Raw genomic sequence first — 26297 nt, forward strand, 5'->3', positions numbered from 1 at the left:
CCGATGAACAGCAATGCAAGCGTGCAAACCGGCGTTCTGGCGCCGCCCGCGAGTCGCAAGAAACTCGGCCTCACCGCACTGTTGGCGGTGGCCATCGGCCTGGTGGTTTCACAAGGCGTGATGGTGCTGATGCTGCAAGGCGTCGGTATCGCCGGCCTGGGCTTTATCGTGCCCCTGGGCCTGGCCTACCTGCTGGCCCTGAGCTACGCCTGTTCGTTCTCCGAGCTGGCGCTGATGATCCCCCGCGCCGGCAGCCTGAGCACCTACACCGAAGTCGCCATCGGCCAGTTCCCGGCGATCCTGGCGACCTTTTCCGGCTACGTGGTGGTGGCGATGTTCGCCCTGTCGGCCGAGCTGTTGCTGATGGAATTCATCATCGACAAGGTCTACCCGCACTCCATGCCACCGCTGACCGTGGCCCTGGCGGTACTGGCGCTGTTCACCGTGCTCAACCTGTTCAACATCGACATCTTCGCCCGCCTGCAAACGGTGCTGGCGGTGGTGATGACCGTGGTGTTGCTGGTGATGGGCCTGAGCGCGATGAACAGCGACATCGTCACGCCCAATCCGGCGCTATTCGACAGCGCCCACTGGAACCCCATGGGCCTGGGGGTGATCGCCCTGACGGCGATGGCGGTCTGGGGTTTCGTCGGCGCCGAGTTCGTCTGCCCGCTGGTGGAAGAAACCCGGCGCCCCGAACGCAATATCCCGGGCTCGATGATGCTCGGCCTGACCATCATCTTCGTGATCATCAGCCTGTACGCCCTGGGCGCCTTGCTCACCGTGCCCCAGGCGGAACTGGCCAGCAACGGCCTGCCGCATTACCTGTTCGCCACCACGGTGTTCGGCGAGGCGGGTAAGGTGTTCCTGGTGACCGCGGCGATCACCGCCACTTGCAGCACCCTCAACAGTTCGCTGGCGGCGATCCCGCGCATGCTGTTCGGCATGGCCCGCAACGGCCAGGCCTTCGGCGTGTTCAAGCGCCAGGGCAAACGCACCGGCGCGCCCTGGGTGGCGGTGCTGTTCATTGCCGCGGTCACCGGCCTGCCGTTGCTGCTGATGCACGACCATGCCGACGCGATCAACCAGCTGCTGCTCTCGGCGGCCCTGGCCTGGCTGCTGGCCTACATCATCACCCACGTCAACGTCATCGCCCTGCGCCGGCGCTACCCGCAGGTGGCGCGGCCGTTCCGCACGCCGTTCTACCCCTTGCCGCAGCTGTTCGGCATCGCCGGCATGCTGTTTGCGATCTGCAACGTGTCGCCCAGCCCGGAGATGACCTTTTCGATTTTTGCCTACGCAGGCCTGGTGCTGCTGATCGTCTCGATCATCGCCGTGCTGTGGATCAAGGGCGTGATGGGCAAGCCACTGTTCAAGCCGGAGCCGCTGGCCAGCGTGCTCGGCAGCCTCGATAAAAAACCGCAAGGAGACTCGCAATGACCGTTCAAGTGAAACCCGTCCGCAGCACCGGCGACTACCAGGCCGCGGATGCCGCGCACCACATTCATGCGTTCCTCGACCAGAAGGCGCTGAACGCCGAAGGGCCGCGGGTGATCGTGCGGGGTGAGGGCCTGGCGCTCTGGGACAACGACGGCAAGCGCTACCTGGACGGCATGTCGGGCCTGTGGTGCACCAACCTCGGCTACGGCCGCAAGGACCTGGCCGCAGCCGCCAGCCAGCAGCTCGAGCAACTGCCGTACTACAACATGTTCTTCCACACCACCCATCCGGCGGTGGTCGAGCTGTCGGAGCTGCTGTTCAGCCTGCTGCCTGCGCACTACAGCCACGCGATCTACACCAACTCCGGCTCCGAGGCCAACGAGGTGCTGATCCGCACCGTGCGCCGCTACTGGCAGATCCTCGGCAAGCCGCAGAAGAAGATCATGATCGGCCGCTGGAACGGCTACCACGGCTCGACCCTCGGCGCCACGGCGCTGGGCGGGATGAAGTTCATGCACGACATGGGCGGGGTGATCCCGGACGTGGCGCACATCGACGAGCCGTACTGGTTCGCCCACGAAGGCGACCTGACCCCGGTCGAGTTCGGCCTGCGTGCCGCGCGGCAGCTGGAAGAGAAGATCCTCGAACTGGGCGCCGAGAATGTCGCGGCCTTCGTCGCCGAACCCTTCCAGGGCGCCGGCGGCATGATCTTCCCGCCAGAAAGCTACTGGCCGGAGATCCAGCGCATCTGCCGCCAGTACGATGTGCTGCTGTGCGCCGATGAAGTGATCGGCGGTTTCGGCCGCACCGGCGAGTGGTTCGCCCACCAGCACTTCGGTTTCGAGCCCGACACCCTGTCGATCGCCAAGGGCCTGACCAGCGGCTACATCCCCATGGGCGGGCTGATCCTCTCCAGGCGCATGGCCGAGGTGCTGGTGGAGCAGGGCGGGGTGTTCGCCCACGGCCTGACCTATTCCGGCCACCCGGTGGCGGCGGCGGTGGCCATCGCCAACCTCAAGGCCCTGCGCGACGAAGGCATTGTCAGCCGGGTCAAGCAGGACACCGGGCCTTACCTGCAGCGCTGCCTGCGCGAAGTCTTCGACAACCATCCGTTGATTGGCGAGGTGCAGGGCGCCGGGCTGGTGGCGGCCTTGCAGTTCGCCGAAGACAAGGCCAGCCGCAAGCGTTTCACCAACGAGAACGACATGGCCTGGCGTTGCCGCACCATCGGCTTCGAAGAGGGCCTGATCATCCGCTCGACCCTGGGCCGGATGATCATGGCCCCGGCCCTGGTGGCCAGCCACGCCGACATCGATGAACTGGTCGACAAGACCCGTACCGCCGTAGACAGGACCGCCCGCGAATACGGTCGTCTGTAGGCCCAAAAGCGGCCGGCGCGCGCGGGCGCGTCGGCCTGTTAGAGGAACCGCTACATGTCCAGATCCTTGCGTTGCTGTGTTCCCTTTGCCCTGGCCCTGTTGTGCACCGCTGTTGCGGCCGCACCGCAGAGCCTCACCGTCATCTCCTTTGGCGGTGCCACCAAGCAGGCCCAGGACAAGGCCTACTTCCAACCTTTCACCGCCAGCGGCGCAGGACGCGTGGTCGCCGGCGAGTACAACGGGGAGCTGTCGAAAATCAAGGCCATGGTCGATGTCGGCCATACCAGTTGGGACGTGGTCGAAGTCGAAAGCCCGGAGCTGTTGCGTGGCTGTGACGAAGGCCTGTTCGAACGCCTCGACCCGGCGCGCTTCGGCGACCCGGCGCAGTTCGTGCCGGGGACCCTGAGCGAATGCGGGGTGGCCACCTATGTCTGGTCGATGGTCATGGCCTACGACCAGGACAAGCTGGCCAAGGCGCCGACCTCCTGGGCGGACTTCTGGAACGTCGCCGACTTCCCCGGCAAGCGCGGCTTGCGCAAGGGCGCCAAGTACACCCTGGAAATCGCCTTGCTCGCCGACGGGGTCAAGCCGGACCAGCTGTATAAGGTGCTGGGCACTCCCGAGGGCGTGACCCGGGCGTTCGCCAAGCTCGACCAGATCAAGGGCAATATCCAGTGGTGGGAGGCGGGCGCGCAGCCGCCGCAATGGCTGATCGCCGGCGATGTGGTGATGAGCGCGGCCTACAACGGCCGGATCGCCTCGGCGCAGAAGGAAGGCATGAAGCTGAGCATCGTCTGGCCGCAAAGCCTGTACGACCCGGAGTACTGGGCGGTGGTCAAGGGCACGCCGAACAAGGCATTGGCCGAAGACTTCATCGCCTTCGCCAGCCAGCCGCAGACCCAGAAGGTGTTCTCCGAGGAGATCCCCTACGGGCCGGTGCACCGTGACGCGCTGGGGCTGCTGCCGACGGCGGTGCAACAGCAACTGCCCACCGCTGCAGCCAACCTGGCCGGGGCGCGGGCCGTGGACGCGGAGTTCTGGGTGGACCACGGCGAGGAACTGGAGCAGCGCTTCAACGCCTGGGCGGCGCGCTGAAATTGCGGCATCGCCGGGCTTGCGAGAGCGGGTAAATCCGCTCCCGCAAGCTGGCTATTTCAGGCCAGCCAGGCCTTGAACTGTTCCTTGCAGTAATCGACGAACAACTGCGCAGGCTTGGTCAGCTGCGCCCGTTTCAGCCAGCCGGCCACCAGCGCCGAACCGGTGACATCCTCGGCAATCTCCACACAGACCACTTCCTGGCCGTCATAGGTGCTGTTGCCATGGGGCCTGGTCACCAGCAAGGCAAAGCCGAACCCCTGGCCGACCATGCCGCGCACCATCTCGATCGACGGCGAGCCGAAGACGATATTCGGCGTCAGTTGCAGCTCCTCGAAGATGCTCACGAAGTAGGTGCGGCTGGGCTGCACATCCAGCAGGATCATCGGCTCCAGCACCAGGTCGCGCAGTGACACCTGGGCCTGCCCGGCAAAACGGTGCCCGGCCGGCACCAGGGCATAAGGCCGTTGCGGCGCCATCAGCGCCTCGGTCTCGATGGTGCTGTCCAGGTCGTGCTCGTAGAAGATCGCCAGGTCGAAGCGCCCGCCGGTCAAACCCTGCACCAGTTCCTGCTGCTCGCCGTCCTGCAGGCGGATCTCCACCCCCGGAAAGCGCTCGCGAAAACCGGCGATCAGCCGCGGCAGGTAGAGCGGGGCGACGGTCTCGAAGCACCCGATATCGATCTGCCCGCTCACCACGTCGTTGTCGGCCAGGGCGTTCTGCTCGAACTCATGGGCCATGCGCAGCAGTTCCTGGGCCTTGCGGTAGAACCGCGCGCCGCCGGGCGTCAGGGACACGCCCTGGGCGTGATGACGGATCAGCAACTGCACGCCGAAGCTGTCTTCCAGGCCCTTGACCGCCGTGGAAATCGACGGCTGGGCGATATACAGCTTGCGCGACGCCTCGGCGACGCTGCCACAGTCGACGGTGGTGACGAAATATTTCAATTGACGCAAGGAATAGGACGCCACAGTGCACCTCTGGCCGATGGTTTTGCTTCCACGATACCCGCTCCGCGGGCTGGCACTGCAGCGGATTTTGCTCGGCAGTGGGCATATTTTCGCTGGGTAGGCGCGCAGTGCCGCAAAGGCTTGCGGGTAGAGGTACAGCTTCCAGGTGCCGCCTGGACATGTAGGACTTTTACTTCAAGTTGGGTAGGAGAAATCCTGGAGTACTGGTTATATATCCAGTATTTTCGGGCGATTCCTCTACCAGCGTGATGCAGAACGAAAAATGGGCGCGTGGACAGAAATTCCAGCTCGGTTAATTTGCAGACCTCTCCTTTGGAAAGGGAGAGTTTCTTAAATCAATGGAGTAATAAACATGAACCAACCACAAACCCAATCACCGCTTCGCCATGGTCGCGTCACCTCCCCAGCCTCCCGTGGCGCAGTCGCCATCGACCTGGGCCTGCTGGGCGGCTGGCAGGTCAATGAGATGGAAGGCGGCAAGAACTTCCCGGCCCTGGCCGCCGGTCCGTTCCCTGCACCGTTCGACTCGGACAACCCAAGCGTCGCGCCGCCGGCCGATGGCTTCATCCTCAGCGGTGGCAAGGCCGATGCCCGGGACTGCGTCAACTTCACCGATGAGGAAATGAGCAAGAAGCTCAACCGCGCCTTCACCTGGCCGCTGCTCAACGTCGACCCCGGCCAGATCTTCAAGGTGACCTGGCAGTACACCGCACCGCATACCACCCGTGGCTATCGCTGGCTGATCACCAAGGACGGCTGGGATCCGAAACAGCGCATCACCCGCGCCCAACTGGAGGCTCAGCCTTTCGCCGAGGACTTCTATTCGCAGGTGCCTTACTACAGCCATGCCGGCGAATTGAAGGCCAAGGTCGATCACCAGGTGAAGCTGCCGGCCAACAAAAAGGGCCGTCACGTGATTGTCCTGATGTGGATCGTGGCCAATACCGGCAACGCCTTCTATCAGGCCTTCGACGTCGACTTCAAATAAGTCTGCGGATCATTCAAACGTTCTGAAGGATTAGAACATGTCACAGATTGACTTTACCCAACTGAAAACGACGCAGGACGATGCCGCGTCGCGGATGCCGAGCCTGGATGGCAAGAAAATCCTCATGGGCTACTGGCACAACTGGCCGGCCGGCCCCTCGGACGGCTACCAACGCGGGCAGTTTGCCAATATGAACCTGGAGGATGTGCCCCGCGACTACAACGTGGTGGTCGTGGCGTTCATGAAAGGCAGCGGTATTCCGACGTTCAAGCCGTACAACCTGCCCGATGCCGAGTTTCGTCGCCAGGTGGGCGTGCTGAACAGCCAGGGCAGGGCGGTGCTGATGTCCCTGGGGGGCGCTGACGCTCATATCGCATTGAACCCGGGCCATGAACAGCCGCTGGCCAATGAAATCATCCGTCTGGTGGAAACCTACGGCTTTGACGGGCTGGACATCGATCTTGAACAGAGCGCGATTGACGCTGCCAGCAACAAGACCGTCCTGCCTGCTGCGCTGAAGCTGGTCAAGGATCACTATGCTGCCGAGGGCAAGCATTTCATCATCAGCATGGCGCCGGAGTTCCCCTACCTGACCGCTGCCGGTCGATACGTCGACTACCTCAAGGCGCTGGAGGGCTACTACGACTTCATTGCGCCGCAGTTCTACAACCAGGGCGGCGATGGCCTCTGGGTTCAGGAGGCCAACAACGGCAAGGGGGCCTGGATCGCCCAGAACAACGAGGCCATGAAAGAGGACTTCCTCTATTACCTGAGCGAAAGCCTGGTGAGTGGTACTCGCGGTTTCACCCGGATTGCGCCTGACAAATTCGTCATTGGCCTGCCCGCCAACGTCGATGCCGCTGCCACCGGGTACGTGGTCAACCCGATGGCCGTTTCCAATGCGTTCAAACGCCTCCATGCCAAAGGGCTGTCGATCAAGGGCCTGATGACCTGGTCGGTCAACTGGGACAACGGGTTCAACAAGGACCACGTGCCCTACAACCAGGAATTCAGCCGGCGCTACGGGCCGTTGATCAGCGGTGGCAAGCAGTCCCCGTCAACGCAGGATGAGCCCCTCCCGCAGACCGCCCGCTAGTACTCGGTCAAGGAAACATCCGGCAGACGTGCCTGGTGCTCCAACAGTCAAGCCTGTTGACTGATCGATGAGGGCAAGCAATGAAAATCCGATGCCTTCCGGCATCGGATTTTTTTTGGCTTTCAAGATGGGGGCCGTCCACCAGGTCCCGGCAGAGGGCGGCAGCGTGGAGGACCCGGCTACCGGGCCATTGCAGCTGCTGCGCATCAGTGCCGGCGACAGGCTTGCGCAGGCGCTCAACTGATGAAGATGATCTTCGACACCAGCTCTGCACTGTTCTTGGCCTGAAGCTTCTTCATCAGCCGGGCGCGGTGGACTTCCACGGTGCGGTGGGAAATGCCCAGCTTGCGCGCCACTTCCTTGCAGGTCAGGCCATTGACGATATGCAGCGAGATTTCCCGCTCGCGCGGGGTCAACTGGATCATCGGTGCCGGCTGGCGGTCCAGGCGCTCGAAATGCCAGACCATCAGCTTGAACGGATCCTCGGCCGTCAGGGAAAAACCGTGGGCGCGGGCCCAGAACACCTCGCCGTTGCGATGCTGCATGAAGCGCTCGTCGGAGTAGAAGGCACCGGGCCCGTTGCGCAGCCAGTGCTCGCTGCGTTCGCCGATGCTCTGGTAGTCGGCCTGGGAGGGGTACAACAGCAGGGTCAGGTGGCCCTGCAACTGTTCGCGTTCATAGCCGAACAGGCGAACGAAGGCCTGGTTGCAGTCGAGCATCCGGCGATGCCCGGTGATCATCTGCGGTGCGGGGGAAACCTGGAAGGCCAGGCGCTCGAGGTCCTGGAATTGCTGGGCGTATACGGTCATCAGGCATCCTGCCTCGGGTTTATCGGCGCGTCCCTTTTTTTGGGGGGATACGTACTACTTACTGCCGTACGTAGTTGCCCCAACTAGCGTGTGATTCGGGTGCTGAATCATTGTATGGAATACCCGCTTCAAGGACAGAAGAAAATCACCATGACTCACGATTCCGTATCCATCGTCGCTGCCGCCCATAGCCCTTTCGGGCGCCTGGACGGCTTGAACCTCGAAGACCTGATCGTCCAGGTTACCCGCGAGGCCCTGGCAGACGCTGAGATCGACGCTGGACAAATCGACGCGCTGTTTCTCGGGCATTTCAACTCCGGTCTGGTGGCGGATGGTTTCCCCGCTTCGCTGATGCTCCAGGCCGACCCGCAACTGCGCTTCAAGCCCGCTACTCGCTGCGAGAATGCCTGCGCCTCCGGTTCGGCGGCGATCCAGGCCGGGATCCACGCGATCCGCAGCGGCGCCGCCGAGCTGGTGCTGGTGGTCGGCGCGGAGAAAATGACCGGCAACAGCACCGTCGAAGTCACCCGCGCCCTGGCCGGCGCCGGCTACCAGAACGCTCTCCAGGAGGCCGGCCTGAGCTTCGCCCAACTGTTTGGCCAGGTGGCGCAGCAGTACGCCGATCGTTACCACAGCCCAATGGCTTCGATGGCCATGATCGCGGTGAAGAACCACGCCAATGCCATGGCCAACCCCCTGGCGCAGATGCACCGCGTGATGGACTTTGAACACTGCAACAACGTTTCCCAGGGCAACCCGCTGATCGCACCGCCACTGCGCCTGACCGACTGCTCGCTGATCAGTGACGGTGCGGCAGCGATCATCCTGGCTTCGCCGCGGCGCGCCCGTTCGATGCGACGCCAGGTGGCGATCCGCGCCATGACCCAGGTGAACGACTTCCTGCCCTTGTCGCGCCGCGACGTGCTGGCCTTCGAGGGGCCGAAACGGGCGATCCACGGGGCCTTGCGCCAGGCTGGCGTGACCCTCGGCGACCTGAGTTTCGCCGAGGTACACGACTGCTTCACCATCGCCGAACTGCTGATCTACGAAGCCATGGGCCTGGCGCCCAGGGGCGAGGGGCACCGGGCCCTCGACGACGGCACCGTGCGCCAGGGCGGACGCCTGCCGGTGAACCTGTCCGGCGGGCTCAAGGCCAAGGGGCATCCGGTGGGCGCCACCGGGGTATCGATGCATGCCCTGGGCTTTGCCCAACTGATCGGCAAACCCATCGGCCTGGGCGTGCCCGGTGCCGAGTTCGGCTTGCTGTTCAACATGGGCGGCATGGCGGTGGCCAACTACGCCAGCGTCCTGCAAGCGGTCAAGGTCTGAGGATGAACATCGCCCATTGGCTGCGCGATGCGGCCGAGCGCTGGCCCCGGCGGCCGGCTCTGTTCGAGGGGCGCCGCCAGGTCGCCGACTACCAGGCGTTTGCCGCGCAGGCCCGGGCCCGCGCGCTGCAACTGCGCCACGCGCACGGCATTGTGCCTGGCGACCGGGTGGCGCTGCTGATGCAGAACAGCTGCGCTTATCTCGAACTGTTGTATGCCATCTGGTGGAGCGGGGCGGTGGCGGTTCCGATCAACAGCAAGCTGCACACCCAGGAAGCCGCCTGGATTGCCGGCAATGCCGGGGCCCGGCTGATCTACACCGATGAGGGCCGAAGCTTCGACGCTGCGACCCTGCCGGCCGGCTGCCGCGAACTGGCCGCGTCCGGGTTGGCCATGCAAGGCCTGGCGCCGAGCGATGAGCTGGTGGAGCCGCACTTGCGGGAGGACACCGACCTGGCCTGGCTGTTCTACACCTCCGGCACCACCGGGCGCCCCAAGGGTGTGATGCTGTCCCATGGCAATCTGATCGCCATGTCCTTGTGCTATCCGCTGGACGTGGATCCGGTGGCCGCTGATGACGCCGTGGTCTATGCCGCGCCGATGTCCCACGGCGCCGGCCTCTACAACTTCATCCATGTGCGCTGTGGCGCCCGGCACGTGGTGCCGGCGTCCCGAGGGTTCCAGGCGGCGGAGTTGTTCGAGCTGGCGCAGGCGCTGGGCCAGGTCAGCCTGTTTGCCGCGCCGACCATGGTCAAGCGCATGGTGGAGCAGGCCCGGCAGCAGGGCTATTGCGGCGAAGGCATCAAGACCATCGTCTACGGCGGCGGCCCGATGTACCTGGCGGACCTCGCCCAGGCCCTGGATACCTTCGGCCCGCGCCTGGTGCAGATCTACGGCCAGGGCGAATGCCCGATGACCATCAGCGCCCTGTCGCGGGAGGCGATTGCCGACCGCGGGCATGCCGACTGGCCGGCCATTGCCGCCTCGGTAGGGCGCGCCCACGCCTGTGTCGAGGTGCGGGTGGTGGATGCTACCGGCCAACCCCTGGCCCCCGGCGAACCTGGGGTGATCGCCGTGCGTGGGGCTGTGGTGATGCAGGGCTACTGGGGCAATCCGCAAGCCACCCGGGAGGCCCTGGTGGACGGCTGGCTGCTCACCGGCGACATCGGTTTCCTGAACGAGCGGGGTTACCTGACCCTGACCGATCGCAGCAAGGATGTGATCATCTCCGGCGGCAGCAACATCTACCCGCGGGAAGTCGAGGAAGTGCTGATCCAGCACCCCGAGGTGTTCGATGTGTGCGTGGTGGGGGAGGCCGACGCCCTGTGGGGCGAGTCGGTGGTGGCCTTCGTGGCCCTGCGCACGGCCGGCAGCCTCGATGCGCAGGCGCTCGAGCAGTGGTTCCTGGCGCGCATGGCCTCGTTCAAGAAACCGAAGAAGTACCTATTTTGCGCCGAGCTGCCGAAAAACAGCTATGGCAAGATTCTCAAGACCCGATTGCGCCAGTGGTTGCAGGACCCCACGGGGCCCTTGAACAACCTCTGAAACGCTGCATTTCATGGATAACACGACGACAGGAGTCACCGACATGGATGTGTCACCTTCCAACTTCCAGCGCCAGCGGCGCCGAGCCTTCATCGGCGCCACTTCCGGCCACTTGATCGAGTGGTACGACTATGGCGTCTACGGCTTCCTGGCCTTGTATATAGGCAAAGCCTTCTTCGTCTCCGACGATCCCACCAGCAGCCTTCTGGCGAGCTTCGCGGCCTTTGCCCTGAGCTTCTTCATCCGGCCCTTGGGCGGCCTGTTCTTCGGCCCCCTGGCCGACAAGATCGGCCGACGCAAGACCCTGATCACGGTGCTGGTGATGATGGCCGGCTCCACCTGCCTGCTGGGCCTGTTGCCGACCTACGCCAGCATCGGCATCGCTGCGCCGGTGATCCTGGTGCTGATCCGCTGTGTGCAGGGCTTCTCCGCCGGTGGCGAGATCGGCACCATCACCAGCTTCATTTCCGAATACGCCGGCCCCGGGCGCCGGGGTTTCGCCACCTGCTGGCTGATGGTCACCGCCGTGCTCGGCCTGCTCCTGGGCGGCGCCGTGGCCAATGGCATGACCTGGGCCCTGGGCGCCGAGCTGATGCAGGAGTGGGGCTGGCGGATCCCGTTCCTGCTCGCCGGTCCCCTGGGCTTCATCTCGCTGTATATCCGCCTGAAGCTGGAAGACAGCCCGGAGTTCCTCGCCCTGGTAGAGGCCGGGCAGACCTCCAAGGCGCCGCTACGCGAGGTCTGGCAGTGGAAGCGCTCGATCGCCCTGGTGTTCTTCATCATTACCCTGCACAGCTCGATCTTCTACCTGGTGCTGACCTTCGCCTCGACCTACATGTCCAACACCCTCAAGTTCGACAGTGGCACCACCTTGCTCTATGTGTTCGTCGCCAGCCTCTCGGCGGCGGTGGTCATGCCCTTCGGTGGCGCCTTCACCGATCGCTACGGGCGCAAGCCGTTCCTGATGGTGATCGGTACCCTGGCGACCCTGGCCATGTACTGGTTCTTCAAGACAGCGCCCAACGCCACCCCGGCGACCCTGTTCTGGCCGCTGATGGCCGTGGCGATCCTGTTCGGGCTCTACGCGTCCTCGACCTATGCGCTGATGAGCGAGTTGCTGCCGACCCGCATCCGCTCCACCGGCATCGCCGTGGCCTACAACATCCCGGTGGCGGTGTTCGGTGGCAGTGCGCCGCTGATTTCCACCTGGCTGATCAAGCTCACTGGCGACATCACCGCGCCCTGGTACTTCTACGTGGCGACCGGGGTCGCGTCGCTGCTGGCCCTGGTAGTGCTGCGCAAGGAGGACTTCGTCGCCTGTACCCACGACGCCCGGCCCCAGGGCCGCGGGGCTGCGCAACTCCTGGTCAACCCGCAAGCTTGAGCCCGCCTGTCGGCAAGCTCGCAGCAGCGGCCTGACGATCTCCGACTGGATACTGAGATCCCGTTACCTGCAGTATCAACGTGTGCGCATACGCTAGCTTCAGCCCCGGTCAGTGATGCCTTGTTACCGGAGTAAATGGTATGAGTGCTGTCTTCGTTGTGGTGGAGCTTTACGCAAGAAGGTGTTGAATGAATGGGTAGATACAGCAATGGGGAGGGGCAATGCGACGCAAGTGAACTTGACAGCTGTAGTGGCAAAATGAGATTTACCGGGCTGAATTGGATCCAGCCGAGAACTATTAGGGAACGATATGAATAAGGCTCAAGATTTCTCCAAGCTTTATGCTCGCGTAGCTAGCGACATTGCCACCGCGCTGGATGATGTCTCCAGACTGGATGTGAGTAATGATAAGGGCAATGTGCACCTTGCCAGTGTCAAGGAAAAGCTCGGCGAAATGAAGTCGCGCTTTGACGGCGAGATTTCCTACCTGGAAAAGCATGCCGAATGGGACAACTTCACCATTGCCTTCTTCGGCGAAACCAACGCAGGCAAGAGCACCATCATCGAGAGCCTGCGTATTATCTTCGAAGAGAAGAAACGACAGGCCCTGATTCATCGCAATCAGGCGACTGTCAGCGATATTCAGGCGGTGTTCTCGAGCAAAAGCGACGAGCTTATCGAAGAACTCAGCACCCGCTATGTTAGTTTCTGTGAAGACATTGCCGCGCTGGGCGACGACATCGGCGCGCTGGTCAACCAGACCCAGCGTGATCTGCAGAGCACCCGCCAGCAGCTCGAACACACACAGCAGGATTACACCTACTGCAAAGAGCGGCTGAACCTTGCGGTAAGCGATCTGGACGGCACTCGCCAGACGCTGCAGGGCACTGAGGCACGCTTGGCTGATAGCCAGAAAGACCTCGCTCAGACCCAAGGTGAACTGCAGCAGGTTGGCTTGCAACTGCAAGGCGTACGTAGCGACTTCCAGCGCAGTCAGCAACAACTGACAGAGCAAGGTGCTCAGTTGCAGGCCATTCAAGCGCAATTGAGCGAATGCCAGCGTCAGGGCGAGGCAACCCGCATTTTGCTGGAGCAGCGGGCAAAGATGAAATTGGTGATTGGATTGGTAGGCGGAGTGGTGATCGGTGTCATCGCCGGTGCCTTGGGCTATGTGCAGTTGCTGTGAGCCCGGGCATTGATGGCCCTGTAGTTACCTTCCTATCGTAGAATCCGGACCCACCCCATGCGCGAACAACATTCCTTGAGCGAGTTGGTCAGCGACAGGCTGCCAACCCTTCTGAAACAACAGCAACAACTCGAGCGCCTGCAGCGCTGTGCTGGCCAGGTCGACGGAGAGATCGTCGGCACCGGCCAGGCAGACTTCACCCAGGACAACGTGATCTATCAGTTCAGCCACCAGGGCAAGAGCTTTCAGCTGATCGACGTCCCAGGCATTGAGGGTAACGAGTCGAAGTACGAAGCGATGGTTCAAGCTGCTATCGCCAAGGCCCATTTGGTGTTCTATGTGAACGGCACCAACAAGAAACCAGAGGCTGAGACCGCCCAGAAGATCAAGCATTACCTCAATCGTGATGCCAAGGTGTATGCCATTTGCAACCTGCGCGGCAAGGCGGACTCCTACGAGTTCGACAGCGACCGTGAGTCGCTCGAGCGCACCCATAAAGATGCCGTCGCGACCCGCGAGCAAACCCGCGAAGTATTGGACAATATTCTCGGCGCCGAGCTGGTCAGCGGTTGTCAGAGTCTGCAGGGGTTGCTCGGCTTTACCGGTGTGGCGTTCGACGAACGTGGCCTGACCAGTATTCATCCCAGCCGCACCGATCTGCTCAAATCGCAACGTGCCTACAAGCAAGATTTTGTCAGCCAACAGGCGATGCGCAGCTTCAGTCAGTTGGACCAACTGCACCAGGTCATAGGTAATGGCTGCGCCAACTTTGAAGTCGATATCGTTGAAAGTAACAAGCGCAAGGTACTGCGCCTGCTGCAAGACACCGTGGGCGATCTGCAGAAGCAGCGGGATGAGCACCAAGTGTTCTGCGACAAGATCGGCGCGGAAATTGTGGAATGCCAGGATGTTATCCGAAAGAGCTTCCAAGACCTCAAGAGCAGCTTCAGCTCCAAGCGCAGCAGCGCACTGGATCGCTTTTTCAATGAGCTGACCTCGGCGGCTCGTGAAGCTGTCGAAGTGCATTTCAGTGACAAGGACGATGTGGAGCGAGTGATTAAGCGACACGTCAGTGAGGGGCAAGAGCGGCTAGCGCAAAAGCTTGAGGAAATTCAAGAACAGTTGCTTGAAGACCTGTCGCAGGCCATAGAACGGGCACTTAAACGCTTGCAGGAAAACGCAGAACGCGTGAGCTTCCAACGACGTTTGAGCGAGGCTGCCAGCAACTCGCTTTCACTTTCTAGTGCTATGGATGCCATCAGCTTCAACTTCTCTGACGTGGGCAGTTTCCTCCTGAGTATTGGCTCCTATGCCCTGAGTGGCTTTGGCATCGGTACGGTGTTCCCAGGCATAGGCAATATCGTCGGGGCGATTGTGGGTGGCGTAATTGGCCTGCTCGCCGCTGGGTTGAGCTACCTGTTCGGCGGCCGCAGCAAGAAAATTGCCGAGGCGCAGGATCAAGTGGCCAAAGCGATCAAAACCGAGCGTGAAAAGGTTACCAAGACCTTCAACCGAGATACCGAAGAAATGCTGACGAAGATCAAGGAGCAAATCGAAGGCACGGTGTTGAGCCAACTGACCGATGAGCGGCGCAAGATGGCCGACGTCACCGCCTTGTTCGATGAAAAAATCGCCTCTATTCAGGCACTGAAAAACCAAGTGGAAGCCAAACCCTATGGAACAATTTAAGCAGTTTAACGCCAGCAAGACCGAGGTCATCAAGTCGCTCGATAACCTCCAGAAACTGGTGGGTGCGCTTGAAGCTCTAGGGCTGGATGTCTCCCAGGACATCGACAAGATCAAGAAGGCCATTGGCGATGTGCAATCCGATGCCTTGCGCATTGCCCTGCTGGGGGCGTTTTCCGACGGCAAGACCAGCGTAGTTGCAGGCTGGCTGGGCCAGGTCATGAAGGACATGAAGATCGACACCAACGAGTCTTCGGACGCGCTGGCGATTTACCGCCCAGACAACCTTCAGGACCGCTGCGAGATCGTCGATACCCCCGGTCTGTTCGGTGACAAAGAAAAGGCGGCGGAAAACGGTGCCCTGATGCAGTACGGTGATATCACCAAGAACTACATTTCCGAGGCGCACCTGATCTTCTACGTGGTCGACGCCACCAACCCGCTCAAGGAAAGCCATCAGGACATCGTTCGCTGGGTGCTGCGCGATCTCAACAAGCTGAGCTCGACCATCTTCGTCATCAACAAGATGGACGAAGTGGCTGACCTGCGCGATGTCGAAGAATTCGAGCAGCAGAGTGCGATCAAGAAGAAGAATCTGCTGGATAAACTGCAGCGTTTCGTTGATCTCACTGCCGCTGAGCGTGAAGCGATCAACGTGGTTTGCGTCGCCTCCAATCCTAATAGTCGTGGACTGGAATTCTGGCTCGAACAAAAAGACCTGTATGACCAGCGTTCGCGGATCAGCGAGCTCAAGCAGATCACCCAGCAAGTACTCGATGGTAGTGGTCGTGAAACCCTGATCAAGAAGACTGGCATCGACGTAGTGCGCGATGTGCTTGGCAAAAAGATCGCCGAGGCTCAGGACGAGCTGATCAAGTTCAAGTTGCTTGCCGATAACCAGCGTCGTGATTCGGCGCGCATCCAGGAAGACATTGCCGAAGGCAAGCGAAAAGTCCTAGCGACTGTCGGCAACTTGTACGAGGAGCTGAATAACCTCGAGACCGATTTGCTCAACAGCATTCGTACCTTGCCGCGTGACCAGGTTCACGCTTTCCTCGAGGCGCAGATTGGCTTCTCGAACAACGATATCGGCGAAAAATTGCGCTTTCGCATCGACCATCTGTTCAGCACCGCGTTCAACCAGTCCTCAAACATCATGAGTGGCATCAGCGCCAAGATCGAACATCAACTCGACAGCTCCTCTGACTTTGCCGACAGCGTCACCGCATCGGCGCTGTCGGCTTCGAGCCGAGCGTTGACCGCAGTGTCGAAGATCCCCGTTGAAAGCATCAAGAGTGGCGTGTTTCTGGCCCGCGAGACTCTGAAAAACCTCACTGGTTACGTCTACAAGTTCAAACCATGGGAAGCGACTAAACTGGCCGCCAACATCAGCCGTTGGGCCGGGCCGATCGGTGCGGGTATTCAGGTACTGAGCGACGTCATAAGCGTTGCCCAGCAGCAGCGTGCCGAGGCTGAGCTCAAGCAACTGCAGGGTGACTTGGTCGAAGTGGTCAAAAGCCACTTTGCCGAGCCGATGAAGTTGCTTCAGGATCACGACAAAGTGATGGATATCTTCGCGCCGCAGATCAAGGTGTTTGAGAAGATCCTGGTCGAGCAGGAAGTAAACCTCGCCAACCTGAGCAACCGCCAAACACAGCTGGCAGAGCTGGAGACCCACTTGAGCCAGGCATTTGGATCGCAAGGGGTAATCGAAGGCGAATACCGAGTGGTTTGATTCGCCGAGCCTGGCCAGCCGTAAGCTGGCCAGGCTTTCTCGGGGCGTTAGAACAGCCCTTCGTTATTCAGCTTCAAGCGTGCGTAGAAGAGAATCGCGACCGCCGGAATCAAGGCGGAATAGCCCGGTTTTACTGCACTTTTCAGATTGGTTACCGCAACCTTGATGCGTTCGGTCGAAATCAGCTCAGTGAGCGCTGGCAATATCGATGTAGATGCCAGTGCTAACTTCTTGTTCGTTACGGCTGGGGTTATCTTCTGATACTTGGGTACAGGCGCCTCAGGGGTCAAGAAGTAAGAAGTCACGGTAAGGCTCGCGGCCAACGCATTGACCTGCTCGAAGTAGCCCTTCTCGGACATGGCATCCATATGCTTAACAATGTCCTGCTTTGAAGCAAGAACATGACCCTCACCGAAAGAAGAGCGGAAGCACTTGCTGATCAGCAGCGCCTCCATTTCGATCACCTGCGCACAATCGTGCAACTCGTTCACCAGATCGTAGTGTTCGGCCAGCATCAGCAGGATCTGTACGTACTTGAGACCACGGCCACGCGCCAGGTTGACTAGGCAGTGGCCTCCCAATAGTTGGAATTCCTTGGTTAGCAGATACAGCGAATGGTCGGTTTCAAGGGTCGTCCAACTGCTGCTGCGCAAGTGCTTGGCGACTTGTCCACGGATTCGGTCGCTGGTCAGTTCGAGCAGATCGTAGAGCAGGTGGTCGGCGACTACGGGGTCTGGATTCTTGATGATTGGCTGGGGCTGGCTTGAGGTGGGTAGGCCGCTTTTGTAACCATGGAAGCCTGATTCCCGCAGTACCTGCTCCAGACGCGGCCAATAGTCCGTATGCCCGAATTTGTGCATCGGCACGTCCTTGCAGTTTTCAACCCGCTGGCGACCAGCACTACTTTCCCCGAAATTGAACAACAGGATGTTGTCATCGTTCGAGCGGGCATTGTAGAGCTTGCCTTTGATGCGCTTGCCGATGGCTAGAGCATCTTCCCCCGACAGTTTGCTTGCGGCGGCCATCAGTAATACATCGCCGATTTCCAGACTCTCGTCAGCAGGCTTGTCTACTAAATCGAGCAGGGCGCTCACGACTACCCGTCCGCCGAGCGAGTGTCCGACCAGATTGACCTTCACCACGTAGGGATGACATTTGAGGAGGTAGTTCTCAAGTTGTGAGAGCAGCGTCTTACCCATGGCTGTGGCACGGTTGCGGCTTGTGTTGAAGTGAATCGCTCGGTCAGCCACCGCGGCGCCCGCGCCGGCCAAAAAATTAAGCCGGCCGAGTGCAAGGATACTTTTGCTGGACAAATCACTGAGCTGGCTCCAATGCCCCGACGGCCAGAATGCGAAGATGTTGATGCAGTTATGCAGGGATGATGGGATGCATTTGCGCAGTGCGCATCGGTCTTCCATGTCGTGGCCGGCCGAGTAGCCGTGGATGAAGACGTTCGCGACCTCTCCAGAACGGTGGGGGAGGGTCAGGAATTTGAACTGGTGGTTCACGCAACGTCCTTGTTTGAAGCTGTAGGGGAGCAGATGATGGCAGTTGGCCATTTGTCTGTAAACGGATGCACAGACAGGAAGCAAGCTGACGACCGTATCCTAGGAAGTGGTGCAACTCATCATGGCTCTAGTCCCTGAGTTTGCTGTTTTGCACGGCCGGCAGCTTGGCCTGAGGATTGTCGCTGACCGTTTCGAAGGCTTCCAAATGAGCGCCGTACTCCTGGTCGGCCGCGAAAACTCGAATCCCGTCACCGTACAAAGCAGGAGCAAGGTACCCAAGGTCATGCCCAAGACGACAGCCGCTCAGGTCAGAGGATTCAACGCGTATCCACATTTACAAACGTTCAAACCAAACTCCCTGTAAACATCTAACCGGCTTTTCAAAGACTCTCAGGGTCGCCAAAAAACATCTGGATCCGCGAGCGCAACCAGCGTTCGCCCGGGTCGTTGTCCTGGGAGCCGCGCCAGGCCATGTGCAGGTCGAAGGTGCGCGCCGGCAGGGGCAGGTCTTCGGCGCGCACGCCGCCGGCGGCGGTCAGGGCGTCGGCGGTGTAGTCCGGCACGGTGGCGACTATGTCGGTGCCGCTGAGCAGGGTGCTCAGGCCGTTGAACTGCGGCACCGCGAGCACCACGTGACGCTTGCGCCCGAGTTTTTCCAGCTCTTCATCGATAAAGCCACTGAGGTCGCCGGCGAATGACACCAGGGCGTGGGGGCGGGCGCAGAAGTCGTCGAGGCTCAGGGCGCCGGGCATGCTGTCGGCCCGCAGCAGCTTGGGCAGGCTGCGACGCAGCACCTTGCGCTTGGCGTTGGCCGGCAGGTCCTGGGTGTAGCTGACACCAATGGATATTTCGCCGGAGGCCAGCAGGGCCGGCATCAGCAGGTAGTTGGCGCGGCGCACCACCAGCACGATCCCCGGCGCTTCGGCGCGCAGGCGCTTGAGCAGCATCGGCAGCAGGGCGAATTCGACGTCGTCGGACAGGCCGATGCGGAACACCGCGGTACTGGTCGCCGGGTCGAATTCGGCGGCGCGGCTGACCGCGGTGGAGATCGAGTCGAGGGCGGGCGAGAGCAGGGCGAAGATTTCCACCGCCCGGGCTGACGGCTCCATGCTGCGCCCGGTGCGCACGAACAGCGGGTCGTCGAACAGGCTGCGCAGGCGCGACAGCGCCGCACTGATGGCCGGCTGGCCGAGGAAGAGTTTCTCCGCCGCCCGGGTCACACTGCGTTCATGCATTAATGTTTCGAACACGATCAACAGGTTCAGGTCGACACGACGCAGGTCATTACGATTCATCTTGAGTCCTGGCAGAGTCAGCAAACTTGACGAGAGCGGCCATATGAGAACAATGGCCGGCATGAATCTTACGGGGAAAGGCTGCTACTCTGCACCGGCTAATTGTTTTTTCCTGTAAGGAAGCCTGCGCTCTGGCACGCTGTTTATCGTTGTTGCAGGTGCTGCGGAATCAATGACAGGCATGTCGACTATTAATAGCCACTGATGGTCTTGGCCAGAAAGCCCAGATAGAGTTCAGGGCATTAGAGGTTACTTTGACGAGGTTTGCGATGTCCCGCACGATCCGTTTTCACAAGTTTGGTCCGGCCGAGGTGCTCAAGTGCGAAGAGCATGCGGCCGCTCTGCCTGCGCCAGGCGAAGTGCAGGTGCGTGTCGAAGCGATCGGCATCAGTTGGTACGACGTGCTCTGGCGCCAGAACCTGGCGTCCTCCCATGCCCGCCTGCCTTCCGGCCTTGGCCATGAGATGGCCGGCGTGGTGACCGCGGTCGGCGAAGGTGTCGACGACCTGGCCGTGGGCGACCAGGTGGCCAGCTTCCCGGCCGAAAGCCCGAACGATTATCCGGTCTACGGCGAACTGATTGTCCTGCCACGCTCGGCGCTGACCCGCTATCCCGATGTGCTCAGCCCGATCGAAGCGGCGGTGCATTACACGCCGCTGCTGGTGGCCTACTTTGCCTATGTCGACCTGGCGCGGGTCAAGCCCGGGCAGTTCGCCCTGGTTACCGATGCCAGCCACTGCGCCGGTCCGTCCTTTGTCCAGCTGGGCAAGGCGCTCGGGGTGCGGGTGATTGCCGCGACCAAGACCGCTGAAGAGCGTGAGTACCTGCTGTCCCTGGGTGCCGAGAAAGTCATCGTCACCGAAGAGCAGGACCTGCTCATGCAGATCAACAAATACACCGACAACCGTGGTGTCGACGTGGTGTTCGATGGCCTGGGAGGTCCGCAGATGTCGATGCTCGGCGACGTCCTGGCGCCGCGCGGCAGCCTGGTGCTGTATGGCCTGCAAGGCGGCAACCAGACACCGTTCCCGGCCTGCGCGGCGTTCCAGAAGAACATCCAGTTCTTCGTGCACTGCATCGGCAACTTCACCGGCAAGCCCGAGCTGGGCATCATCCAGGACCAGGTGGCCTTGCAGCGCGCCTTGCGCGACATCAACCAGCTGACGGCGGACCGTGTGCTGCTGCCGCTGAAGACCCGGGTCTTCCCGTTCAACGAGTTCGTCGAAGCCCACCGCTACATGGATGAATGTCCTTGTCGCGAACGGGTCGCACTGCAGGTCGAACCGGCCTGATCCTGACGCCAGGGTTCGCCATCGCGCACTCTGGCGTTTCTGTCTTTGCGGTCACTCCCTTCTTTATTCTTGCCTCGATCCTGAGAGGCTTGCGCGCAGCTGCCGACCATGGCCTGTATCAAGCTGGCCATAGCTGCCTATTGTGCGAGCCGCCACGGATAGATCCCATCGCGTTGCGGTCAAACTGCCAGTAAACTGCGCAGCACTCACCGAACCATCCATTTCCCGAGGTTTTGCATGACACTCAGTCCTTTTGCGGGCAAACCGGCACCGACAGAATTGCTGGTCGATCTTCCGCGACTGGTAACGGCCTACTACACCGGCCAGCCCGATGCCGCCATCCCTACCCAGCGGGTCGCCTTCGGCACCTCGGGGCATCGTGGCAGCTCGTTCGATCTGAGTTTCAACGAATGGCACGTCCTGGCCATCAGCCAGGCGATCTGTCTGTATCGCCAGGCCCAGGGCATCGATGGCCCGCTGTTTGTCGGCATCGACACTCACGCGCTGTCCACCCCGGCTGGCGCCAGCGCCCTGGAAGTGCTGGCCGCCAACGGCGTGACCGTGATGATCGCCGCGGGCGACGAGTACACCCCGACGCCGGCGGTGTCCCATGCGATTCTCTGCTACAACCGTGGTCGCACCAGCGGCCTGGCCGACGGCATCGTGATCACCCCGTCGCACAACCCGCCACAAAGCGGTGGCTACAAGTACAACCCTACCAACGGCGGCCCGGCCGACACCCACATCACCAAGTGGATCGAAGCCAAGGCCAACGAACTGCTGGCCAACAAACTGGCCGGTGTGAAGCGCATCAGCTACGAGCAGGCGCTGAAAGCCGACACCACCCATCGTCATGACTACGTCAACAGCTACGTCGCCGACCTGATCAACGTCATCGACCTGGATGCCATCCGCAACGCCAAGCTGCGCCTGGGCGTCGATCCGCTGGGCGGAGCAGGGGTGCGCTACTGGTCGGCGATTGCCGAGCACTATCGCCTCGACCTGGAGGTGGTCAACAAGGAAGTCGATGCGACTTTCCGTTTCATGTCCGTCGACTGGGATGGCCAGATCCGCATGGACCCGTCGTCCAGCTATGCGATGCAGGGCCTGATCGGCCTGAAGAATCGTTTCGACGTGGCTTTCGGCTGCGATCCGGACCACGACCGCCACGGTATCGTGACCCCGACTGGCGGCCTGCTGGCGCCGAACAATTACCTGGCGGTGGCCATCGACTACCTGTTCCAGAACCGCCCGCAATGGCGCGCCGACGCGGCCGTGGGCAAGACCGTGGTCAGCAGTGGCCTGATCGACCGCGTGGCCGCGCGCCTGGGCCGTCGCCTGTACGAAGTGCCGGTGGGCTTCAAGTGGTTCGCCGACGGCCTGTTCGACGGCTCCCTGGGCTTTGGCGGTGAAGAAAGCGCTGGCGCTTCGTTCCTGCGCAAGGACGGCGGTGTCTGGAGCACCGACAAGGACGGCCTGATCCCGGCCCTGCTGGCCGCGGAAATGACCGCCCGCACCGGTCGCGACCCGAACCAGGCCTACCGCGCCTTGTGCGACGAGTTGGGCGAGCCGTTCTCGGTGCGCGTCGATGCCAAGGCCAACCCGCAGCAGAAAGCGCTGCTGAGCAAGCTGTCGCCGCAGCAGGTGACTTCGACCCAGCTGGCCGGCGAAAGCATCCAGCAGATCCTCAGCCATGCGCCGGGTAACGACCAGGCGATCGGCGGCCTCAAGGTCATGACCGAGAACGGCTGGTTCGCCGCGCGTCCATCGGGCACCGAAGACATCTACAAGATCTACGCCGAGAGCTTTATCGGCGACGAGCACCTGAAGCAGCTGGTGCAGGAAGCGCAGACCCTGGTGGACGGCGCGATCAGCGGTTGATCCAGCGGCGTTTCGCGGCAGACAAAAAAGGGGCGACCAAGCGGTCGCCCCTTTTTATTGCTGCTGTGTCTTGTAGGCGCGAGGTTTGCCCGCGATGGCTGCCGTTTGGGCGACAACGATCTTCAGCTAGAACGGAAAGGGCGGCTTTGCCGCCCATCGCGAGCAAGCTTCGCTCCTACAGAAGCCGACCGTTTCTTCGCTGTCTCAAGCCAGGTCCACCAGGACGATTTCGCTGTCCTCGATGGCGGTGACCCGCAGCAGGCGTTCATCCTCGACCGCGACACCGTCTCGAGCTTCGGCGCGCAAGCCATTGACTTCAATCACCCCGGTCGCCGGCACCAGGTAGGCCCGGCGCCCGTTGTCCAGCGAGTACTCGGCGGACTCGCCAGCCTTCAGGTTGGCGGCCACCAGCCGCGCATCGGCACGGATCCGCAGGCTCTGGTCATCGCCTTGCTTGCCGCTGGCCAGGGTCACGAAACCCTCGCGCTGGCCTTTGGGGAACGGCTTGGCGCCCCAGGACGGCGCGGAGCCGGCCTCGTTGGGGATGATCCAGATCTGGAAGATCTTGGTTGCGCCGGCTTCCAGGTTGTATTCGCTGTGGGCGATCCCGGTGCCGGCGCTCATCACCTGCACGTCGCCAGCCTCGGTACGGCCCTTGTTGCCCAGGTTGTCCTGGTGGGTAATCGCGCCTTCACGGACGTAGGTGATGATCTCCATATCCCGGTGCGGGTGCTGCGGGAAACCGCTGCCGGGGGCGATCACGTCGTCGTTCCACACGCGCAGGTTGCCCCAGTTCATGCGTTTGGGGTCGTAGTACTCGGCGAACGAAAAGTGGTGGTGGGCATCCAACCAGCCATGATGGGCGCCGCCCAGGGATTTGAAGGGTCTGAGTTCAAGCATGATCGTCTCCTGTCAGGGTTCGTCATGGGGCGTCTTGGTAGAGCCGCAGAACGAGACCGGTGATTGATGGCGCCCATCATCCATCAGCCAAACATCGATAAAAAGCGCAAAAAATGCCGCAATCCGATCTAATAAATAGATATATTTGGCAGTGTTTCTTCTGCTTTCATACATTCAGTTCGGATCTTAAGTGAATGACCTGTAAGCATTTCACTAGAAGTCATCGACGAATGAAGCGACCATACCGCCCCACACAGCCTCACACCCTGGAGTCAGCGTGCCGCAACACACCCCCGATCTTCCTCCCGAACTCTTGCCCCTGGCCGAAATGCCGCTGCTCAAGCGCTTGGCGGCCAGGTTCTTCGGTCACGGCCTCAGCCGCCTGCGCGCCCAGCATCGCGCGTCCTGGTTGCACGGCCAGGCGGATGGCTTTCGCAGCGGGCACACCGCCGGGGTGGAGTACGGTTACCAGGAGGGCAAGGCCGAAGGCCTGGAGCAGGGCCGTCAGGTATTGCTGATTCGCGACAGCCGCTCCACCGAGCATCCGGCGCCCGGCGTCGACGATCATCTGTTCGACGACTGGCGCCTGCCGCTGAGCGCCGAGCTGAAGAAACGCATCAAGGCCGACGTTGGCCGCCTGCTGCCGGCCCATGCCCAGCCCAGCAGCGCGCAATGGAAGATGATCTTCAGCGAAACCCCGTCGACCTCGGTGATTGCCGGCGCGGGCGCGGGCAAGTCGACCTCTCTGGTCCTGCGCATCCTGCTGCTCAATCATTACCTGGGCTTCGAGCTCGACTCGATGACCGTGGTGACCTTCACCCGCGAGTCGCGCAAGGACTTCATCAACAAGTTGATGGAGGTGTTCGCGCTCTGGGGCCGGCCCCTGGGGCTCAAGGAGGCGCGGGAACTGGTGCGCACCTTCCACTCGCGCATCCTGCCGATGGTCCGCAGCCTGCCGGGCTTCGAGCGCCTGCAGGCGTTCGAGAACCTCAGCGATCGCCCGGCGGCGGGGGATCTGGAGGTCGACAGCAATCCCTTCGATCTGCGGATCAACGACGCCCAGCGCAAGCACCTGAATGCCTGTTATCACGCCTTGCATCGGCGCGACGGGCGTTTCCGCGAGGCGATCAAGCCGTTGCTGCGCCACGCCCTGCAACTCAAGGAACTGGAACGCGATCACCCGGACGTGCAAAAACGCATGGCCGTGACCGAACTGGCGGCCAAGCGCGATGAAGAGCTGTGCGATACCCTGGAAGACCTGTGGTTTCGCGCCGGGGCCTGGCCGATCAAGGGCATCGAGCCGAACCGGCAGACGGTGGAGATCAACGGCTCGCAGTTCCACTGCCATGGCTACATCGCCGAGCTGGATGCCTGGGTGGTGCTGGGGTTCGATCCTCGGGAAAACCCGCAGCTGAGTCGCCCCGGATCGAAGCTTTCGGTACGTGCGGAGTGGGCGGTAAAACGCACCCTGTTTCAAGCTTTCTGTCGTAAGCCTGTGATTTGGCTGGATAGTTACGATTCGGCAAAGCGAGTTTTGTCGTCCCTGGCCGGCGACGCCACTGCCGGGCCGGGCTTCGATTACAAGGTCAAGGGCGAGCTGGCTTCGGCGCCGCTGCTGGACTGTTTTGTCGCCGCGGCCGGGTTTATCGAGAACCTCGGGCTGGATGTGTCGGTGGCCGTAGGCCAGATGGTTTTCCCCCAGGACGACCCGGATCGCTACTTCTTCGAGGCCTTGAGCCTGTTCTGGCGGGCGCTGGACGACCATCTGCTCGACCAGTCGCCGCCGATCATGAGCTACAACCGCATGTTCTCGCTGTTCGGCGAGAACACCCCGGAGAACTTCAAGCTGCTCAGCGATGAGCGACTGCGGCCGATGTCGCACCTGATGATCGACGAATTCCAGGACGTCTCGCCGCAGATCGTCTCGTGGATTCGCGCCAGCCTGCGCGAGATCCGCAGTCGCGGGCCGGCGATGCATGTCGGTCGCGGGGCGCAGCGCTCTTCGTTGCTCTGCGTGGGGGATGACTGGCAGTCGATCTACGGCTGGCGTGGCAGTTCGCCGAAGTACTTCATGGAGTTCAACAAGGAATTCCCGTCGCCAGCGACCAGCCGGGTGATGCTCAGCGAGAACTATCGCAGCCATCAGCACATCATCGACGCGGCGGAACATATCGTCCGCGCGGCACCGGCGATTGCCGGGAAGAAGGCCAAGGCCAGCGGCGAACCCAAGGAAGTGTTGCCGGTGAATGTGCTGGACCGCGACGACCAGGGGCTGGCGGCGCGGCTGGCGGAGCACTATCGCAACGGTGATTCAATCTTGATGCTATTTCGAAAAAGTAGCGATAAGTTATTGATAGAAGAATATATTTTACCAATAGTTAATGTTGATTCTAGGTTTCCGGCGGAAGAGCGACGCCTCAAACAGCTGACCTACCACAGCTCCAAGGGCTTGCAGGCGGATGCGGTGTTCCTGCTCGGTGACTGCCAGCACCTGACCAGTTCGCCCTACAAGAACCAGGTCTATCGCATGGCCGGGCTGGGCAAGGATGGCGACAGTGAGCCCTATGACAATGCGCAGAAGGACGAGACCCTGCGCCTGGCCTATGTCGGCATCACCCGGGCGGTGAAACATTGCTACTGGTATGTGGACAGCCCGGACACCCAGGCGGCCAATGCGCCCAAGGCGTCGGACCGGATTCCCCAGGGCAAGCCGTTCTTCGCCGACCTGCGGGCATGAAAAAGCCCGCGCAACGGCGGGCTTGAGGGCAACCTGGGGCGG

Annotated in this window: 20 protein-coding genes; 15 read left to right on the top strand and 5 right to left on the bottom strand. The window is 61.6% G+C overall.

The genetic code is table 11. The features are described from left to right. Window positions 1-3: 3 nt before the first annotated feature. From NRG23_RS01425 to NRG23_RS01435, 3 genes are read left to right on the top strand one after another with little or no spacing between them, the layout of a single operon-like run. Entirely contained in the window at window positions 4-1440 is a 1437-nt protein-coding gene (locus tag NRG23_RS01425) for an APC family permease (RefSeq protein WP_257373540.1), read from the top strand. Continuing rightward, complete coding sequence (locus NRG23_RS01430) at window positions 1437-2819, top strand: aspartate aminotransferase family protein (protein ID WP_110175976.1); 1383 nt, start codon at window positions 1437-1439, stop codon at window positions 2817-2819. Before NRG23_RS01425 ends, NRG23_RS01430 begins: the two co-directional genes overlap by 4 nt. A 54-nt stretch (window positions 2820-2873) precedes the next feature. Beyond that, window positions 2874-3914, top strand: a complete 1041-nt coding sequence (locus tag NRG23_RS01435; RefSeq protein ID WP_038632741.1) for an ABC transporter substrate-binding protein — start codon at window positions 2874-2876, stop codon at window positions 3912-3914. A gap of 59 nt (window positions 3915-3973) precedes the next feature. On the opposite strand, the gene NRG23_RS01440 is transcribed toward NRG23_RS01435, so the two are convergent. Further along, window positions 3974-4885, bottom strand: a complete 912-nt coding sequence (locus NRG23_RS01440) for a LysR substrate-binding domain-containing protein (protein ID WP_028682595.1) — start codon at window positions 4883-4885, stop codon at window positions 3974-3976. Between the two features lie 352 nt (window positions 4886-5237). On the opposite strand from NRG23_RS01440, the gene NRG23_RS01445 reads away from it, so the two are divergent. From NRG23_RS01445 to NRG23_RS01455, 3 genes are all read left to right on the top strand, one after another. Beyond that, window positions 5238-5873: a lytic polysaccharide monooxygenase auxiliary activity family 9 protein gene (locus NRG23_RS01445; protein WP_124313660.1), complete on the top strand. Its 636-nt coding sequence runs from the start codon at window positions 5238-5240 to the stop codon at window positions 5871-5873. Between the two features lie 37 nt (window positions 5874-5910). Beyond that, window positions 5911-6969 carry a chitinase gene (locus NRG23_RS01450; RefSeq protein WP_257373541.1) on the top strand — a complete coding sequence of 353 codons (1059 nt, stop codon included), beginning with the start codon at window positions 5911-5913 and terminating at the stop codon, window positions 6967-6969. Window positions 6970-7060: 91 nt separating this feature from the next. After that, the gene (locus NRG23_RS01455) at window positions 7061-7213 is read left to right on the top strand and encodes a hypothetical protein (RefSeq protein ID WP_257373542.1); all 153 of its coding nucleotides are present in this window, start codon (window positions 7061-7063) and stop codon (window positions 7211-7213) included. On the opposite strand, the gene NRG23_RS01460 is transcribed toward NRG23_RS01455, so the two are convergent. Then, window positions 7206-7778: a LuxR C-terminal-related transcriptional regulator gene (locus tag NRG23_RS01460; RefSeq protein ID WP_038632737.1), complete on the bottom strand. Its 573-nt coding sequence runs from the start codon at window positions 7776-7778 to the stop codon at window positions 7206-7208. The genes NRG23_RS01455 and NRG23_RS01460 overlap by 8 nt on opposite strands. 150 nt (window positions 7779-7928) lie before the next feature. Here NRG23_RS01460 and NRG23_RS01465 point away from each other — a divergent pair, with 150 nt between their 5' ends. From NRG23_RS01465 to NRG23_RS01490, 6 genes are all read left to right on the top strand, one after another. Further along, a complete protein-coding gene (locus tag NRG23_RS01465; protein ID WP_096374436.1) occupies window positions 7929-9107 on the top strand; it encodes an acetyl-CoA acetyltransferase in 1179 nt (392 codons plus the stop codon). 2 nt (window positions 9108-9109) lie between these two features. Beyond that, complete coding sequence (locus NRG23_RS01470) at window positions 9110-10651, top strand: class I adenylate-forming enzyme family protein (protein WP_028682600.1); 1542 nt, start codon at window positions 9110-9112, stop codon at window positions 10649-10651. 43 nt (window positions 10652-10694) lie between these two features. Further along, a complete protein-coding gene (locus tag NRG23_RS01475) occupies window positions 10695-12035 on the top strand; it encodes an MFS transporter (RefSeq protein WP_038578760.1) in 1341 nt (446 codons plus the stop codon). A 310-nt stretch (window positions 12036-12345) separates the two neighbouring features. After that, entirely contained in the window at window positions 12346-13221 is an 876-nt protein-coding gene (locus NRG23_RS01480; protein WP_257373543.1) for a hypothetical protein, read from the top strand. A 57-nt stretch (window positions 13222-13278) separates the two neighbouring features. Further along, window positions 13279-14910, top strand: a complete 1632-nt coding sequence (locus tag NRG23_RS01485) for a GTPase (protein ID WP_257373544.1) — start codon at window positions 13279-13281, stop codon at window positions 14908-14910. Continuing rightward, window positions 14897-16642, top strand: coding sequence for a LeoA/HP0731 family dynamin-like GTPase (locus tag NRG23_RS01490; RefSeq protein WP_257373545.1), 1746 nt, complete (start codon window positions 14897-14899; stop codon window positions 16640-16642). The genes NRG23_RS01485 and NRG23_RS01490 overlap by 14 nt, the downstream gene beginning before the upstream one ends. A gap of 47 nt (window positions 16643-16689) precedes the next feature. Here NRG23_RS01490 and NRG23_RS01495 read toward each other — a convergent pair whose 3' ends face one another. After that, window positions 16690-18150, bottom strand: coding sequence for a TMCO4 family protein (locus NRG23_RS01495; RefSeq protein ID WP_257373546.1), 1461 nt, complete (start codon window positions 18148-18150; stop codon window positions 16690-16692). A gap of 380 nt (window positions 18151-18530) precedes the next feature. Continuing rightward, complete coding sequence (locus NRG23_RS01500; protein WP_038632710.1) at window positions 18531-19445, bottom strand: LysR family transcriptional regulator; 915 nt, start codon at window positions 19443-19445, stop codon at window positions 18531-18533. A 269-nt stretch (window positions 19446-19714) separates the two neighbouring features. Between NRG23_RS01500 and NRG23_RS01505 the strand changes: the two genes are divergently transcribed. Beyond that, window positions 19715-20737 carry a zinc-dependent alcohol dehydrogenase family protein gene (locus NRG23_RS01505; protein WP_124340269.1) on the top strand — a complete coding sequence of 341 codons (1023 nt, stop codon included), beginning with the start codon at window positions 19715-19717 and terminating at the stop codon, window positions 20735-20737. A gap of 237 nt (window positions 20738-20974) precedes the next feature. Next, window positions 20975-22618, top strand: a complete 1644-nt coding sequence (gene pgm, locus NRG23_RS01510) for a phosphoglucomutase (alpha-D-glucose-1,6-bisphosphate-dependent) (protein ID WP_096374424.1) — start codon at window positions 20975-20977, stop codon at window positions 22616-22618. Between the two features lie 204 nt (window positions 22619-22822). On the opposite strand, the gene NRG23_RS01515 is transcribed toward pgm, so the two are convergent. Next, window positions 22823-23518 carry a pirin family protein gene (locus tag NRG23_RS01515; RefSeq protein ID WP_009049239.1) on the bottom strand — a complete coding sequence of 232 codons (696 nt, stop codon included), beginning with the start codon at window positions 23516-23518 and terminating at the stop codon, window positions 22823-22825. A 277-nt stretch (window positions 23519-23795) separates the two neighbouring features. On the opposite strand from NRG23_RS01515, the gene NRG23_RS01520 reads away from it, so the two are divergent. Beyond that, window positions 23796-26255, top strand: a complete 2460-nt coding sequence (locus NRG23_RS01520) for a UvrD-helicase domain-containing protein (RefSeq protein ID WP_257373547.1) — start codon at window positions 23796-23798, stop codon at window positions 26253-26255. The last annotated feature ends 42 nt before the right edge of the window (window positions 26256-26297 follow it).

It is taken from the genome of Pseudomonas sp. T8 (assembly GCF_024610635.1).
GTDB classification, from domain to species: Bacteria; Pseudomonadota; Gammaproteobacteria; order Pseudomonadales; family Pseudomonadaceae; genus Aquipseudomonas; species Aquipseudomonas chlororaphis_I.